Source organism: Kitasatospora sp. NPDC088548, from assembly GCF_044753005.1.
Taxonomy (GTDB): domain Bacteria; phylum Actinomycetota; class Actinomycetes; order Streptomycetales; family Streptomycetaceae; genus Kitasatospora.
Window position 1 is genome coordinate 199,377 of the sequence record NZ_JBIVMI010000012.1, and the last position, 14,467, is coordinate 213,843.

Annotated in this window: 12 protein-coding genes; 2 read left to right on the forward strand and 10 right to left on the reverse strand. The window is 73.1% G+C overall.

Annotation, left to right across the window (positions count from 1 at the left end; genetic code table 11):
• Window positions 1-3 precede the first annotated feature (3 nt).
• Window positions 4-966 (forward strand): ABC transporter ATP-binding protein, encoded by a 963-nt coding sequence (locus ACIP82_RS17990; protein WP_363605261.1) that lies wholly within the window; start codon window positions 4-6, stop codon window positions 964-966.
• Between the two features lie 66 nt (window positions 967-1,032).
• Window positions 1,033-1,749, forward strand: a complete 717-nt coding sequence (locus ACIP82_RS17995) for an ABC transporter permease (RefSeq protein WP_400654251.1) — start codon at window positions 1,033-1,035, stop codon at window positions 1,747-1,749.
• 73 nt (window positions 1,750-1,822) lie between these two features.
• On the opposite strand, the gene ACIP82_RS18000 is transcribed toward ACIP82_RS17995, so the two are convergent.
• The 10 genes from ACIP82_RS18000 to ACIP82_RS18045 form a co-directional block, all read right to left on the reverse strand.
• Window positions 1,823-3,055 (reverse strand): MFS transporter, encoded by a 1,233-nt coding sequence (locus tag ACIP82_RS18000; protein ID WP_363605264.1) that lies wholly within the window; start codon window positions 3,053-3,055, stop codon window positions 1,823-1,825.
• Between the two features lie 66 nt (window positions 3,056-3,121).
• Window positions 3,122-3,853, reverse strand: coding sequence for a FadR/GntR family transcriptional regulator (locus ACIP82_RS18005; RefSeq protein WP_363605266.1), 732 nt, complete (start codon window positions 3,851-3,853; stop codon window positions 3,122-3,124).
• Window positions 3,854-4,037: 184 nt separating this feature from the next.
• Window positions 4,038-5,813, reverse strand: coding sequence for an LCP family protein (locus ACIP82_RS18010; protein WP_363605267.1), 1,776 nt, complete (start codon window positions 5,811-5,813; stop codon window positions 4,038-4,040).
• A 236-nt stretch (window positions 5,814-6,049) separates the two neighbouring features.
• Window positions 6,050-6,901: an HAD family hydrolase gene (locus tag ACIP82_RS18015; protein ID WP_363605268.1), complete on the reverse strand. Its 852-nt coding sequence runs from the start codon at window positions 6,899-6,901 to the stop codon at window positions 6,050-6,052.
• A gap of 49 nt (window positions 6,902-6,950) precedes the next feature.
• Entirely contained in the window at window positions 6,951-8,225 is a 1,275-nt protein-coding gene (gene serS / locus ACIP82_RS18020) for a serine--tRNA ligase (protein WP_363605270.1), read from the reverse strand.
• Between the two features lie 516 nt (window positions 8,226-8,741).
• Window positions 8,742-9,677: a prephenate dehydratase gene (gene pheA, locus ACIP82_RS18025; protein WP_363605271.1), complete on the reverse strand. Its 936-nt coding sequence runs from the start codon at window positions 9,675-9,677 to the stop codon at window positions 8,742-8,744.
• Window positions 9,678-9,795: 118 nt separating this feature from the next.
• A complete protein-coding gene (gene efeB / locus ACIP82_RS18030; RefSeq protein ID WP_400654255.1) occupies window positions 9,796-11,106 on the reverse strand; it encodes an iron uptake transporter deferrochelatase/peroxidase subunit in 1,311 nt (436 codons plus the stop codon).
• Between the two features lie 5 nt (window positions 11,107-11,111).
• Window positions 11,112-13,088, reverse strand: coding sequence for a FixH family protein (locus ACIP82_RS18035; RefSeq protein ID WP_400654257.1), 1,977 nt, complete (start codon window positions 13,086-13,088; stop codon window positions 11,112-11,114).
• A 14-nt stretch (window positions 13,089-13,102) separates the two neighbouring features.
• Window positions 13,103-13,642, reverse strand: coding sequence for a copper chaperone PCu(A)C (locus ACIP82_RS18040; RefSeq protein ID WP_363605275.1), 540 nt, complete (start codon window positions 13,640-13,642; stop codon window positions 13,103-13,105).
• On the reverse strand, window positions 13,639-14,310 hold the full coding sequence (locus tag ACIP82_RS18045) for an SCO family protein (protein WP_400654259.1): 672 nt from the start codon (window positions 14,308-14,310) through the stop codon (window positions 13,639-13,641). Before ACIP82_RS18045 ends, ACIP82_RS18040 begins: the two co-directional genes overlap by 4 nt.
• Between the last annotated feature and the right edge of the window lie 157 nt (window positions 14,311-14,467).

A 14,467-nucleotide genomic window follows, 5' to 3' on the forward strand; every position in this document is an offset into this window, starting at 1 on the left:
ACCATGGCCACCATCACCATCGACAAGGTCTCCCGCTGGTTCGGCAACGTGGTCGCCGTCAACGACATCAGCATGACGATCGGCCCCGGCATCACCGGTCTGCTCGGGCCCAACGGCGCGGGCAAGTCCACCCTCATCCACATGATGAGCGGCTTCCTCGCCCCCTCCACCGGGGCGGTCACCCTGGACGGCGCCCCGATCTGGCGCAACCAGGAGGTCTACCGGCAGATCGGGCTCGTCCCCGAGCGCGAGTCGATGTACGACTACCTGACCGGCTGGGAGTTCGTTCTCGCGAACGCCGAACTCCACGGCCTCGCCGACCCGGCCGCCGCCGCCAAGCGGGCGCTGGGCCTGGTCGAGATGGAGTACGCCCAGGACCGGAAGACCGGGACGTACTCCAAGGGCATGAAGCAGCGCGTCAAGATGGCCTCCGCGCTGGTCCACGACCCGTCCGTGCTGCTGCTCGACGAGCCCTTCAACGGGATGGACCCGCGCCAGCGGCTCCAGCTGATGGAGCTGCTGCGGCGCTTCGGCGCGGACGGCCGGACGGTGCTGTTCTCCTCGCACATCCTGGAGGAGGTCGAGCAGCTGGCCCGGCACATCGAGGTCGTGGTCGCCGGGCGGCATGCCGCCTCCGGGGACTTCCGGAAGATCCGCCGGCTGATGACCGACCGCCCGCACCGCTACCTGGTCCACTCCAGCGACGACCGCAGGCTGGCGGCCGCGCTGATCGCCGACCCGTCCACGGCCGGCATCGAGCTGGACTGGCAGCCGGGGGCGGGCGCGCGGCGCCCCGGTGGAAGGGCGGCGGGCGACGGGAGCGGACTGCGGATCCAGGCGGTCAACTTCCAGGGCTTCACCACCCTGCTGCCGAAGGTCGCGCAGCAGGCGGGCATCCGGCTGTACACCGTCGCACCGGCGGACGAGTCGCTGGAGAGCGTCTTCTCCTACCTCGTCTCCGCCTGACCGCCCGACCGCCCGTACACCTGATCGCCTGATCGCCTGAACCGGACCCAGGAAGGCCGACCAACCATGAACCCGACCGTCGCCAGGCTGACGCTGCGTGGCCTGCTGGGCCGCCGCCGCGGCATCCTGCTGCTGGTGGTCCCCGCCCTGCTGCTGCTCGTCTCGGCGATCGCCAGCGGCTCCAGCGGGGACGAGCACACTCTGACCGTCAGGATCCTCGGCCAGCTGGGCCTCGGCACCCTGGTGCCGATCCTCGGCCTGGTGGTGGGCACCGGCGCCATCGCCACCGAGATCGACGACGGCTCGATCGTCTACCTGCTCGCCAAGCCGCTGCCCCGCTGGAAGATCGCCACCACCAAGCTGGTGGTGGCGATCGGCACCACCTGGGTCTTCGCGGGCATCCCCACCCTGCTGGCCGGCCTGCTGATGTACGGCACCAAGGAGAACCTGGCGCTCGGCTACACCGTGGCCACCCTGGTGGCCGGTGCCGTGTACAGCGCGCTCTTCCTGCTGCTCGGCGTGGTCACCCGGCACGCGGTGGTGGCGGGTCTGGCGTACGCGCTGATCTGGGAGTCGCTGATCGGCAACTTCGTGACGGGCGCCCGGACGCTGAGCGTCCAGCAGTGGGGCCTGTCGGTGGCGAAGGCGGTGGCCGCGGACGGCGCGATCACCGCGGACGTCGCGCTCGGCGTGGCCGTCCCGCTGCTGCTGGTGTTCACCGTGGTGGCGACGGCGCTGGCCTCGGTGAAGCTCGCCGGGCTGACCCTGGCCGCCGAGGAGTGACCGGCCAGGGGGCCGCGGCCGGCGGCCTCCCTGGCGGGTGCCCCTGAGTACCTGGGCTGAGTACCTGGGCGCCTCAGAGCGTCCGGTTGCGGCCGGCGCCCCAGCCGGCCACGGCCGCGACGGCGGCCAGCGCCAGCATCAGCGCCAGCGGGGTGTTCCAGTCCCCGGTCAACTGGTGCAGCGCCCCGGCGCCGACCGGGCCGGCCGCCGCCACCAGATAGCCGACCGCCTGCGACATCCCGCCCAGCTGGGCGGCGCCGGCCGCGCTGTCGGTCCGCAGCACGATGAAGGCGAGCCCGAGGCCCAGCGAACCGCCCTGGGCGACGCCCAGGATGGTGGCCGACACCCAGGCGCAGGGCACCGGAGAGATCAGCAGGACGGCGATCCCGAGCCCGTTGAGCGCGGCCATCACCACGGCCAGCGCCCGCTGGCTGGTCATCCGGCCGGCCATCAGCGGCACCAGGAAGGCGCCGGCGACCTGCACCAGGTTGGAGAAGGCGAAGACCAGGCCGGCCTCGCCGCGGTCCATCCCGTGGTCGGCCAGGATGGTCGGCATCCACGCCACCAGGGTGTAGACCAGCAGCGACGAGATGCCCATGAAGAGGCTGATCTGCCAGGCCAGCGGCGAGCGCCAGATCCCCTGGATCGGCCGCCCGGCCGGAGCCCCCACCGCCACCTCCGCCTTCTCCTGCCGCGAGCGCAGCACCTGCGGCAGCCAGGCCACCGCCGCGACCAGCGCGAGCAGCGACCAGGCGCCCAGTGAGGCCTGCCAGCCGCCGCCGAGCGCGTGCTCCAGCGGGACGGACATGCCGGCCGCGAGGGTCGCGCCGACCAGCATGGTGGTCGAGTAGACACCCGTCATGGCCGCGGCCCGGCCCGGGAACTCGCGCTTCACCAGACCCGGCATCGAGACGTTCAGGACGGCGATCGCCACGCCGATCACCACGCAGCCCGCGTACAGCGCGGCCACCGACGGCAGCACCCTCAGCAGCACGCCCGCGCCGAGCACCAGCACCGCGCCCAGGACCACCCGCTCGGTGCCGAACCGCCGGGTCAGCCGGGGGGTGAGCGGCGCGCCGACGCCCTGGAACAGCACCGGGACGGTGGTGATCAGACCGCTCGCGGTGGCGGAGAGGCCGAAGGTGTGCTGGATCTCGCCGACCATCGGCGAGACCGCCGCCAGGCAGGCGCGCATGTTGAGCGCGACCAGGAGGATGCCGGTCAGCAGCAGCGCGGGGTGGGCCGGCCGGGAGCGGACGGGAAGCGGATAGGTGACCACCGGCTGCTGGGCACGGGTGACTGCCATGGGTGCTGCTCTTTCGTGAAACGTGAGATCAGGGGCGCGGATCGGGGAAGGAGGGCTCGCGCCGTCTCACTTCCGGGCCGCGATGGCCGCGAGGAGCTGCTCGACGGCCGCGGTCGGCTCGGCGAGCAGCGCGCGACAGGCCGCCTCGGCGCGGTCCGGGTCGCCGCTCTCGATCGCGTCCACCAGCGCCTCGTGGGTGGCCACGACCACCTCGGGCATCTCGTGGTCGCCGAAGGCCGTCCGCATCGACTCGCGCACCGAGGCGCCGAAGTAGCGGTACACCTCGGTCAGCGCCGGGTTGTGCGCGGCCTCGACGACGGCGGTGTGGAACTCCAGGTCGTGCTCGACGGTCGCCTCGCGACCGGTCCGCTCGGGCTGCGTCGCGATCACCTCGGCCTCGTGGGCCAGCGCGGTCCGCATCCGGACGATGTCCTCGGGGGTGTGCCGCAGCGCCGCCAGCCGGGCGCCCTCGGCCTCCAGCGCCGCGCGGACCTCCAGCACGTCCCGGATGCCGGAGCGCTGCACGCCCCGCAGGACGGAGGCCGGGTCGCTGGTGCTGCGGACGAACGTTCCCTCGCCCTGCCGGGAGACCAGCATGCCGGCGTGCACCAGCACCCGGATCGCCTCCCGCACGGTGTTCCGCCCGACCTGCAGCCGCTCGGCCAGCTCGTGCTCGGTCGGGATCCGTGCCCCTACCGGCCAGACGCCGGCGGCCAGCTGCTCGCGCAGCTGGTCGATGGCGGTGTCCACCAGGGAGCGCCGCCCGGCTGCCTGCAGGCTGTCGTTGCCGCTGGTCACGGGGGCTCCTCTCGGGCGGGGACGGCTGGTCATCGGTCATCCTACAACCGCTTGCCCGGTCATCCTACAACTGGAGATGAACGCCCCCGGAACCCTCCGGGACGGGTCGGCTGGGACGACGGGTCGGTCGGGTCGGCCGGGGCGACGGCGGGGCGGGAGGCGGGAAGGCCCGCCTCCCCGGCGGTCAGCCGTAGGAGACGTTGTCGCAGATGTCGTCGTCGGCGGAGCGGGCGTCGTTGACGACCTCGGTGGGCAGCGGGGCCGGCGTGCCGGGCGTGCCGGCGGCGGTGCCGCCGCTGGCGGCGGCGTAGTCCTTGCCGACGATCAGGCTGATCCCGGTGGCCGAGGTCGGCGTCAGGGTGGCGCCCGGGAACATCGCCTGGATCTTCTCCGCGTTGGCCTTCTGGCCGGAGCCGTACTCGATCGTGGTGGTGGCGCGGTTGGTGTTCTTGGCGTCGGTGACGCCGGTGACGGTGACCTTGGCGGCCTTGAGCGTGTCGGCGGCCTTGCCGGCCAGCCCGGTGGCGGTGGTGCCGTTGTAGACCGCGACCTTGATCGGCGCGCCGTTCGCGGCGACCGGCGGGGGCGCGGCCGGGGTGGTCTCGGGTGCGGCGGCCGGGGTCTCCGGCGCGTCCTCCTGCTTGCCGGTGGCGTCCTGGCCGTCGATGGTCCGGTCGGCCTGGAGGGTCTTCCAGAGGTTGTCGACCGCCGGGTGGACCAGGTCGATCCGTGGACCGTTGTAACGCCAGGGCGTGGTGAGGAACTTGACGTCGTGCAGGTCGATGTCCTTCATCGACAGCGCGAAGTCCATCAGCTTCTTGGCCGAGTCCAGACCGGGGTCGACGGTCATCGACTTGGTCGCCGCGTCGGCCAGCGGCAGCAGGGTGGTCGGGCTCAGCCCCTGACTCTTGACCTTGGCCATCAGCGAGCCGAGGAAGGCCTGTTGACGCTTCATCCGGCCGACGTCGGATTCGTCGCCGACGCCGTGCCGGAGCCGGACGTAGTCCAGCGCCTTCTGACCGGAGACCTTCTGCTTGCCCTTGGGCAGGATGACCTTGCCCTTCCTGCCCAGTTTGGGGTTGATGTGCCCCTCGTAGATGTCGTTGGGCAGGCAGACGTCCACCCCGCCGACGGCCTCGGTCATCGCCGCGAAGCCCTCGAAGTTCACCTCTATGGTGTGGTCGACCCGGATGCCGGTCAGCTTCTCCACGGTGTTCTGGGTGCAGGCCGGGTTGCCGGTCTCCGCGTTGCCCACGGAGAAGGCCGAGTTGAACATCTGCCCGGGCGCTTCCTTGCTCCACTTGCCGTTCGGCAGCTTGCACGAGGGGATGGTGACCAGGGCGTCGCGCGGGATGGAGATGCCCACCGCGTGCTTGTGGTCGGCGTAGACGTGCAGCAGGATCGTGGTGTCCGAGCGGGCGCCGCCCTCGTTGCCGCCGCCGAGGTCGCTGTTCTTGCCGGCCCGCGAGTCCGAGCCGATCAGCAGGATGTTGACCGGCTTGTTGCCGTTGGCGTCGGCCTGGGCCTCCGGCGGGCGGTCGGTCGAGATGGCGTCCGCGTCGAAGGACTTGATGTTGCCGTTCAGCTTGTAGTAGATGGCGCCGCCGGTGCCGGCCAGCACCACCAGGACGCCCGCCACCGACCAGGCGGCGATCTTCTTCACCTTGCGCTTGGGCTTGCGGCTGTTGCGCGCGGCCGCGCGGCCGCCGCCCTCGGCGGCGCCGCCCGCCTTGGTGCCGTCCGTCTTGCCGCGTCCGCCCTTGCCCTGGGCGGCCCGTCGGGCCTCGGCGCGGCCGCCGGGCCTCGGCGCGGGGACACGGCCGGAGCCGTCGGACGCCCGTTCGGTGTGCACGTCGCCGCGTGAGGCGCCGGTGCCCGGGGTGTCTCCACCGCGCGAGCTGCCACCGCCGCGTCGCCGCCCGTCCGCGCCCGACGTGCTCTCGTCCCACTGGCCTGACATGCGCGTACCTCTCAGCGGCGGAAGCAGCAATGCTGTGCGTGTCCGGCGGGCACGGCCCGGGCCGGCCGGGAGCACCGCACAGGGGCACCGCACCGGGAGACGCGGGGCTTCAGCGGAGCATACAAACACTTCCGGACGGGTCGGCAGCCGGGTGGTGGTGCAGGCCTGTGGGACAACCGCCGGACAACCGCCGGACAACCGCCCGATGTCTGTTCGACGTCGGCCCGGTGGGTCGGTCAGGCGAGCGGGTAGAGCCGCTCCAGGACGGCGGCCACGCCGTCCTCGTCGTTGCTGACGGTGACCTCGTCGGCGACCGCGAGCAGTTCCTCGTGCGCGTTGGCCATCGCGACACCGTGCCGGGCCCAGCCGAACATCGGCACGTCATTGGGCATGTCGCCGAAGGCGATGGTGTCGGCGGCCCGGACGCCGAGGCGGCGGGCGGCGACGGCCAGCCCGGTGGCCTTGGAGAGGCCCAGCGGCAGCAGTTCGACGATGCCGGCGCCCGCCATGGTGACGCCGACCAGCCCCCCGGCCGCCTGCCGGGCCGCCTCGGCGAGGTCGTCGTCGGTCAGTCCGCGGTGCTGGATGTACAGCTTGCTCACCGGGGCGGCGAGCAGTTCGTCCCTGTCGACCCGGACCACCGGCAGGTCGGAGCCGATCACCAGCTCGTAGCCGGGACCGGCCAGCACCTCGCCGTCCAGGCCGTCCTGGTTGGCCGCGACGGCCATCGGACCGGTCTCCGCCTCGATCTTGGCGATGGCCAGCGCGGCCAGCCGGCGGTCCAGGGTGAGCGAGGTGAGCAGCTTGTGCGCGCCCGCGTCGTAGACCTGCGCGCCCTGGCCGCAGACGGCTATGCCGGTGTAGCCGATCTCGTCGAAGACCGGGCGGGCCCAGGCGGCCGAGCGGCCGGTGACGATGATGTGCAGCGCCCCGGCGCCGGTGGCGGCGGCCAGCGCCGCGCGGGTGCGCTCGGAGACGCTCTCCCCGCTGGTCAGCAGGGTGCCGTCGAGGTCGGTGGCGACCAGCCGGAAGGGCAGGCCGCCACCGTCGTCGACGGGGGAGACGGGGCTGGGGCTGATGCTGCTCATGGGCCGTGCGTCTCCCGGGAGTTGCTGGTGCTGCGGGTGCTGCGGGGTGCTACTTGACGGGCGGGAGGACGGAACGGCCGCCGAGGTACGGCCGCAGCGCCTCCGGGACCACCACAGAGCCGTCGGCCTGCTGGTGGTTCTCCAGGATCGCCACGATGGTGCGCGGGACGGCGACCAGGGTGCCGTTCAGCGTGGCCAGCGGGCGGACCTTGCCCTCCTCGCGCATGCGGATGGAGAGCCGGCGGGACTGGTACTCGGTGGTGTTGGAGGTCGAGGTGACCTCGCGGTACTTGCCCTGGGTCGGGATCCACGCCTCGATGTCGTACTTGCGCGCGGCCGAGGCGCCGAGGTCGCCGGAGGCGACGTCGATCACCCGGTACGGCAGCTCCAGCGCGTTGAGGAAGTCCTTCTCCCACTGGAGCAGGCGGCGGTGCTCGGCCTCGGCGTCCTCGGGCGTGGTGAAGACGAACATCTCCACCTTCTCGAACTGGTGGACGCGGATGATGCCGCGGGTGTCCTTGCCGTAGGTGCCGGCCTCGCGGCGGAAGCAGGACGAGTAGCCGGCGTACCGCAGCGGCAGCTTCTCGGCGTCGATGATCTCGTCCATGTGGTACGCCGCGAGCGGGACCTCGCTGGTGCCGACGAGGTAGCGCTCCTCCTCTTCGAGGAAGTAGACGTTCTCGGCGGCCTGGCCGAGGAAGCCGGTGCCGTCCATGGCGGCCGGGCGGACCAGGGCCGGGGTGATCATCGGGGTGAAGCCGGCCGCGGTGGCCTGGGCGATCGCCATGTTGATCAGGGCGAGCTCCAGCAGCGCGCCAACACCGGTCAGGTAGTAGGACCGCGCTCCGGCGACCTTGGCACCGCGCTCGGTGTCGATCGCGCCGAGGATCTGGCCCAGCTCGACGTGGTCGCGGGGCTCGAAGCCCTCGGCGGCGAAGTCGCGCGGGGTGCCGATCTCCTCCAGGGTGACGAAGTCCTCCTCGCCGCCGACCGGGGCGGCCGGGTCGATGAGGTTCGCCAGCGAGCGGAGCAGGCGGTCGGCCTCCTCCTTGGCCGCGCCCTGCTCGGCGTCGGCGGCCTTGACCTCCTCGGCGAGCGCCTTGGTGCGCTGCAGCAGGGCGGTCTTCTCCTCGCCCTGGGCCTTGGCGACCTGCTTGCCGAGCGTCTTCTGTTCGTTGCGCAGCTCGTCGAAGCGACTGCCCGAGGACCGGCGCCGTTCGTCGGCGGAGAGGAGGGCGTCGACCAGGTCGACGTCCTCGCCACGGACGCGCTGCGAGGCGCGCACTCGGTCAGGGTCCTCACGAAGCAGGCGAAGGTCAATCACGGGCCCAAGCCTACCGGGCGGGGGCCCTTCCACCGGTACGGGTTTCCGGCTGGGGATAACTCGACGGATCCTGTGGATAACTTCTGTGGAGAGCCGCCTCGGGCAGGGTTATCCACAGGCTTGGGGCCGGGGTTGTGGATTGTTGGGCGGCGGTGAGGGGCGGCGGGCAGAACTGGGGAATTGAGGTTTCAAACCTCGGCCGCCCTTCCCGAGTGAGGGAATTGAAGCACTCGGGCGGGTGATTTGATGGCACACGGGTGACTCTGGTCCGATTAGTCATCTCTGCGCCACTAACCGGTGGTCCGACCGATGTGGGCGATGGCTATACCGGTTTGTCGATTCATCCCCAGGCCTGTGGATAACTTTCGGCTGTGGACAGTCCACAGCCCTGTGGACAGCCGCTTCCGGTGGCGGCGCGCCTGTGGACGACGGGTGCGGTGACCCCGACCGCCGTCCGGGCGCTGGGAAAAACGGTCGGAAACAGTCGAATACGGTCGGGAAAACGAAAGCCGTCGATCAGATGTCGCCGCGCCCGTCGAGGCAGCGGGAGAGCCAGTCGGCGGCCTCGGTGAAATCGGTGTCCGAGGTCCCCGGCCGCTGGTGCCTGGAGGTCTGCCGGTCGGCACGCGGATAGGAACCGAGGAAGCGCACCTGCGGGCAGATCCGCTTGAGGCCCATCAGCGCCTCGCTCACCCGGCGGTCGGCGAGGTGCCCCTCGCAGTCGATCAGGAAGCAGTAGTTGCCGAGCCCCTCGCCGGTCGGCCGGGACTCGATCCGCATCAGGTTGACCCCGCGCACCGCGAACTCCTGGAGCAGCTCCAGCAGCGCGCCCGGATGGTCGTCCGGCAGCCAGACCACCATGGAGGTCTTGTCCGCGCCGGTCGGCGAGGAGACCCGCCCCGGCCGGCCGACCAGGATGAAGCGGGTGGTCGCGTTCTGCGCGTCGGCGATCTCCTTGACCAGCGGGTCCAGGCCGTAGATCGGTGCCGCGAACTCGCCCGCGAACGCCCCGTCGAAGCGGCCCTCGGCGACCAGCCGGGCACCGTCGGCGTTGGAGGCGGAGGACTCCCAGCGGGCGTCCGGCAGGTTGGCCGCCAGCCAGCGGCGCACCTGCGGCTGTGCCACCGGGTGGCTGGTCACGGTCGCGATGTCGGCGAGCTCGGTGCCCGGCCGCACCAGCAGCGCGAAGGAGATCGGCAGCAGCACCTCGCGGTAGATCATCAGCGGGGAGCCGGCGGCCAGTTCGTCGTTGGTCGCGGTGACGGCCCCCTCGACCGAGTTCTCGATCGGCACGAACGCGCCGGACGCCTCGCCGCCCCGCACCGCGTCCAGCACCAGCGGTACCGAGGACAGCGGCACCAGCTCCCGGGTCGCCGCCTCGGGCAGGGTCCGCAGGGCCGCCTCGGTGAAGGTGCCCGCCGGGCCGAGATAGGTGTAGCGGGTCGCCGACATACCGCCTCCGTCGAAAGGGGTTACAGAGCAGTCACCTTAACCACTTCGTCCCCGGCCCATGAACGCGTTTCAGCCCCTGGGCAGGGGACGGAGCGGACGGCGGCGGGGGCGGGAGCGGCTACCCCTCCAGCAGCGGCTGGCCCACGTAGCCGCCCTCCCGGGCGCCCGGCGGGACGGCGTACAGGCCGCTGGCCTCGTGCCGCAGGAAGCGGGAGAGGCCGTCGCCCCGGGCGAGCTTGCGCTGCACCGGGGTGAAGCCCTTGCGCGGGTCGGCCTGGAAGGCCAGGAAGAGCAGCCCGGCGTCCGGGGACCCGTCGGCCAGCAGGCCGTCGTGGTACGAGAAGCCGCGCCGGAGCATCGCCGCCCCGCCGTTGGCGGCCGGTGCGGCGACCCGGATGTGCGCGTCGGCGGGGACGGCCAGCGAGCCGTCCGGGCCCTGCGCGGCCAGGTCCACCGGGCTGGACTCGCCGCCCGGGGCGGGCGCGTTCAGCGGGGCGCCGTCCGACTTGCGACGGCCGATCACCCGTTCCTGACGGTCCAGCGGGAGCGCCTCCCAGTTGTCCAGCAGCATCCTGATCCGCCGGAACACCAGGTACGAGCCGCCGGCCAGCCAGTCGGGCCGGTCCGGCCCGGCGGTGCAGAACACCGTGGTGTCGAAGCCGTCCTGGCCCGGCTTGGGGTTGTTGGTGCCGTCGATCTGGCCCATCAGGTTGCGGCCGGTCATCGGCCGGGCGGTGGCGCCGGGCGTCCGGGCGAAGCCGGACATCTGCCAGCGCAGCGCCGCCGTCCCGGCCGCCTGGCGTTGCAGCACCCGCAGCGCGTGGACGGCGACCAGCGCGTCGTCGGCGCCGATCTGCACGAAGAGGTCGCCGTCGCCGCGGGCCGGGTCGAGGGCGTCCGCCGGGAAGGCCGGCAGCGGTTCGAGCGCCGGCGGGCGGTGGTCGGCCAGCCCGGCCTTGTCGAACAGGGTGGCCCCGAAACCGAAGGTGACGGTGAGCGAGCAGGGCCCGGCGTCCAGCGCGACCTGGTTCTCCTGCTCGTCGGCCGGCTCGCCGACGGCCAGCCGGGCGGCCGTCCGGGACCAGCGCCGCAGCAGTGCGCGCAGCCCGTCCCGGCCGGCGCCGTCGGCCAGGTCGAACGCGGCCAGCTGGACCCGGGCCTGCTGCGGTTCGAGGATGCCGGCCTGGTGCTCGCCGTGGAACGGCACCCGGGCCGCGCCGAGCGCCCCGCCGCCCGCCGCGGGCGCGGCGGGGGAGGTCCGGTCCAGGGCGGTGGCCCCGGCCGCGCCGGCGCCCGCCCCGATCACCAGGCCGGCCCCGGCGGTGCCCAGCAGGGCCCGCCGGGTGAAGCCGGTACCGGTCGGCCTGGCGGCGGAGCTGTCGGCGGAGGTACCGGCGGACGCGGTGTCGGCCGTGGTCTCGGTGTTCATCGCGTTCACCCGATCTTCAGCTGCTTGATCTCGGTGGCCTGGTCGATGTCGGAGGAGCGGACCGCCACCGAGACCACCCAGTTCCCGGCCAGCGGCAGCTGTGCGGTGCCGCTCCAGCGCCCGGTGCCCTCGGGGGTCAGCGCGACCGGCAGCGGGCCGAGGTCGCGGTCCGGCAGGGTGAAGGCGAGCTGCACCTCGGGGACCTCGGCCGGCTGCCCGTCCGTGCCGTCCAGTGCGAGGTGCACCTCGTTGGAGCCGGTCCCGGCCGGGTTGAGGGTGACGGTCGCGGTGCCCTTGGCGTTCGGGGTCCGGCCCTTGGTGTCGTACGGGAGCTTGAGCTCCAGGGTCTTGCCGGGCACGGTCTGCGGGGCCTCCGCCGAGCCGCCGGCCGGGGCGGTGCCGGCGGTCGCCGCCGCCGCGACCTCGCCCGCCACCCGGCCGGGCGGCGAGTTGGTGAGCATCGTGGTGACCACCAGCACGGCCACCGCGACCAGCGCCTCGATCAGCACCGAGCGGCGCAGCCCGGCCCGGGTGGGGGTGAGCCCGCGGTCGCGCCCGGCGTTCTCCCGGGCGGCCTGCTGGCGGGCCAGCTGGGCCTGCCGGACGGGGTCGTCCGAGTGCGCCGTGACGGCGACCGGTTCGCGGGCCTCGACGGGCGCGGCGGTCGGCGCCTCGTCCGGGGCGGTCCGCAGCCGGGCCAGCCAGGAGCGGGTGAACCAGGCGACCACCAGCATGGCGGCCACGCAGCCGGTCTTCACCAGCAGCAGCCGCCCGTACTCGGTGCCGGTCAGCGTGCCCCAGCTGCCGAGGCCGCGCCAGGACTGGTAGACGCCGGTGGCGGTGAGCACCGTGACCGAGCCGATGGCGACCTTGGAGAAGCGGCCGACGGCGTCCGCGCCGAGCCCGTGCCGCAGGCCGACCAGCAGCGCGGCCAGGCCGCCCAGCCAGAACGCCATGGCGATCAGGTGCAGCATGCCGAGCGGCAGCGCCAGCCAGACCTGGATGCCCACCGAGGCGTGGTCGGCGCCGGCCCAGGTCGCCGCGAGGGCGACCGCCAGCACCAGCCCGGCCACGCCGAGGCCGAGCCGGGCGTCCCGCTCCGGGCGTTCGGCGGCGCGCTGTTCCAGCCGCCGCAGCTCGGCCTCCTCCGGGTCCTGCGTCCCGGTGACCGCGGGCACCGCGCGCGGCGGCTGGCCGAGCTGGCCGACCAGCAGCGACAGGAACACCCCGCTCGCCGCGAGCAGCAGCAGCCGGGCGGCCAGCGCGGTGCCGATCCGCTCGTCCAGCGTGGCGCGCACCAGCGACAGGTCGAAGGCCTGTCCGAGGCCCGAGCCCCGCTCGTACGGGCCGCGCAGCATCAGCACCGCGACGGTGGAGAGCAGCAGCGCCACCCAGCCGGTCATCAGCAGACGCTGCACCGAGCGCCGGGCCGCCCCGGCCGGCCAGCAGATCAGGACGAACGCGGCCGCGCCGGCGAGCAGGGCGAACGCCCCGTACGCGACGGTCCGGCCGGTGCCGTAGAGGGCGGCGACCACGTCGTCGGCGTCGGCGCTCTGCAGCGAGCCGGCCGAGACGGAGGTGTCCGAGGGCGCGCCGATGGAGAAGGTGAACGCCCCGCCGATCGGGTGCGAGTCCTCGGAGACGGTGCGCCAGGCGACCGTGTACGTGCCGTTGGCCAGCCCGCTGTTCAGCCCGACCCGGACGGTGTTGCCCTTGCCGTCGGCGTGGGCCGGGTTGCCGCTGTCGACCGCCTTGCCGGCCGGGTCGAGCACGCGCACCGAGTCGGCGGAGAGCGAGACGGTCTCGCTGAAGGTCAGCGTGACGGCCTGCGGCGCGGTGGGGACCACCGAGTTCTGGCCCGGGTCGGCGGACTGGAGGGCGGCGTGGGCGGCGGCCGGCCCGGCACCGCCGAGCAGCAGCGCGAGCAGCGCTCCGAGGACGCCCAGCAGTCCGCCGAGCCGGCGGTGACTGACCTTCAGCATGTCGCGGATCCCCTTTACTGCTGACCGGGGCGGTAGGTGAGTTCCTTGACCGGCACCTTGACCGAGATGGTTCCGGCCTTGGCGAAGGTCAGGTCGAGTTCGAGCTCGTCACCGAGGGCGGGGGCCTTCTGCCATCCCATGATCATGAGATGCGTGCCGCCCCGGGCGAGCTGCAACGCGCCGTGCGCGGGGACGTCCAGTCGGTCGACCTGCTCCATGGTGGAGGCGGTGGAGCGGTGCATGGTGACCGACTCGGCGGCCGGGCTGGAGACCTTGACCAGCTGGTCCCCGCCGGTGCCGTCGTTGCGCACGGTCAGGTAGCCGGCCGCCATCCCGCCCGCCGGGGGCAGCGGTATGTAGGAGTCGGCGACGCTCAGCCTGGCGGCTCCGCCGTCGGAGGCGGTGGCGGTGGTGTCCGTGCCGCCCGCACCGCAGGCGACCAGGATGGCGCCGCCGCCCAGTGCCGTCGCCAGTACCGCCCCGGCGAGTGCCGTCCGCCGGAAGCCGAGTGCCTCGCGCCGGCCGGCGGGGCGCCCGGTGCCGGGGCCGTTCATGCCGCGACCCCCTTGGCGAGCAGCGGCAGGTCGTGCTCGTAGGTCTTCTCCTCGGTGCCGCTGAGGTAGAGGACGTGGGCCTTGTCGTCGGAGGGCAGGAAGGCCAGCACCTGCGCGCCGTGGGTGGAGGTGACGGTGCCGTCCGCGTTGACCACCGGGTCCTCGATCATGATGCCGAGCGACCGGGCCGCGGTCTTCACCTTGGCGAGGTCCCCGGTGAGGCCGATGAAGTCGCTGCCCATCGAGTCGAGCCAGGTGCGCAGCACCTGCGGGGTGTCGCGCTGCGGGTCGGTGGAGACGAAGACGACGTTGATCTTCTGCCGTTCCTCGGCGGAGAGCTTCTTCATCGCGACGCCGATGTCGCCCATGGTGGTCGGGCAGACGTCCGGGCAGCTGGTGTAGCCGAAGAAGAGCAGGGTGGTACGGCCGTTGGTCTGCTGGCGCAGGTCGAACGGCTGGCCCGCGGTGTCGGTCAGCTGGAGGTCGGGCTTCTCGAAGTGCTTGCTGAGCACGGTGCCCTGGTAGGGCGAGTCGGCCTTCTGCTGGGTGACCTTGGCGGGGCTGTTGCCGCCACCGCCGTCGGAGCCGCAGGCGGTCAGGGTGAGGGCGGCGGCGAGCGCGACGGCGGCGGCGCCGGCCAGACGGGTGGTGCGGGGGGTGCGGGGCATGGGAGTTCCGATCGTGCGCGGTGGTTCACCGGCGGGGGCGGGCCCCGGGGGGGGGGGGGGCCCCCCGGGGGGGGGGGGCGGAGGCGGCGCGGGCCGCCATTCGGCGGAGGCCCGGGATGTCGAAACCGGCCCCCCTGAACCCCCCAAAGATTCACAC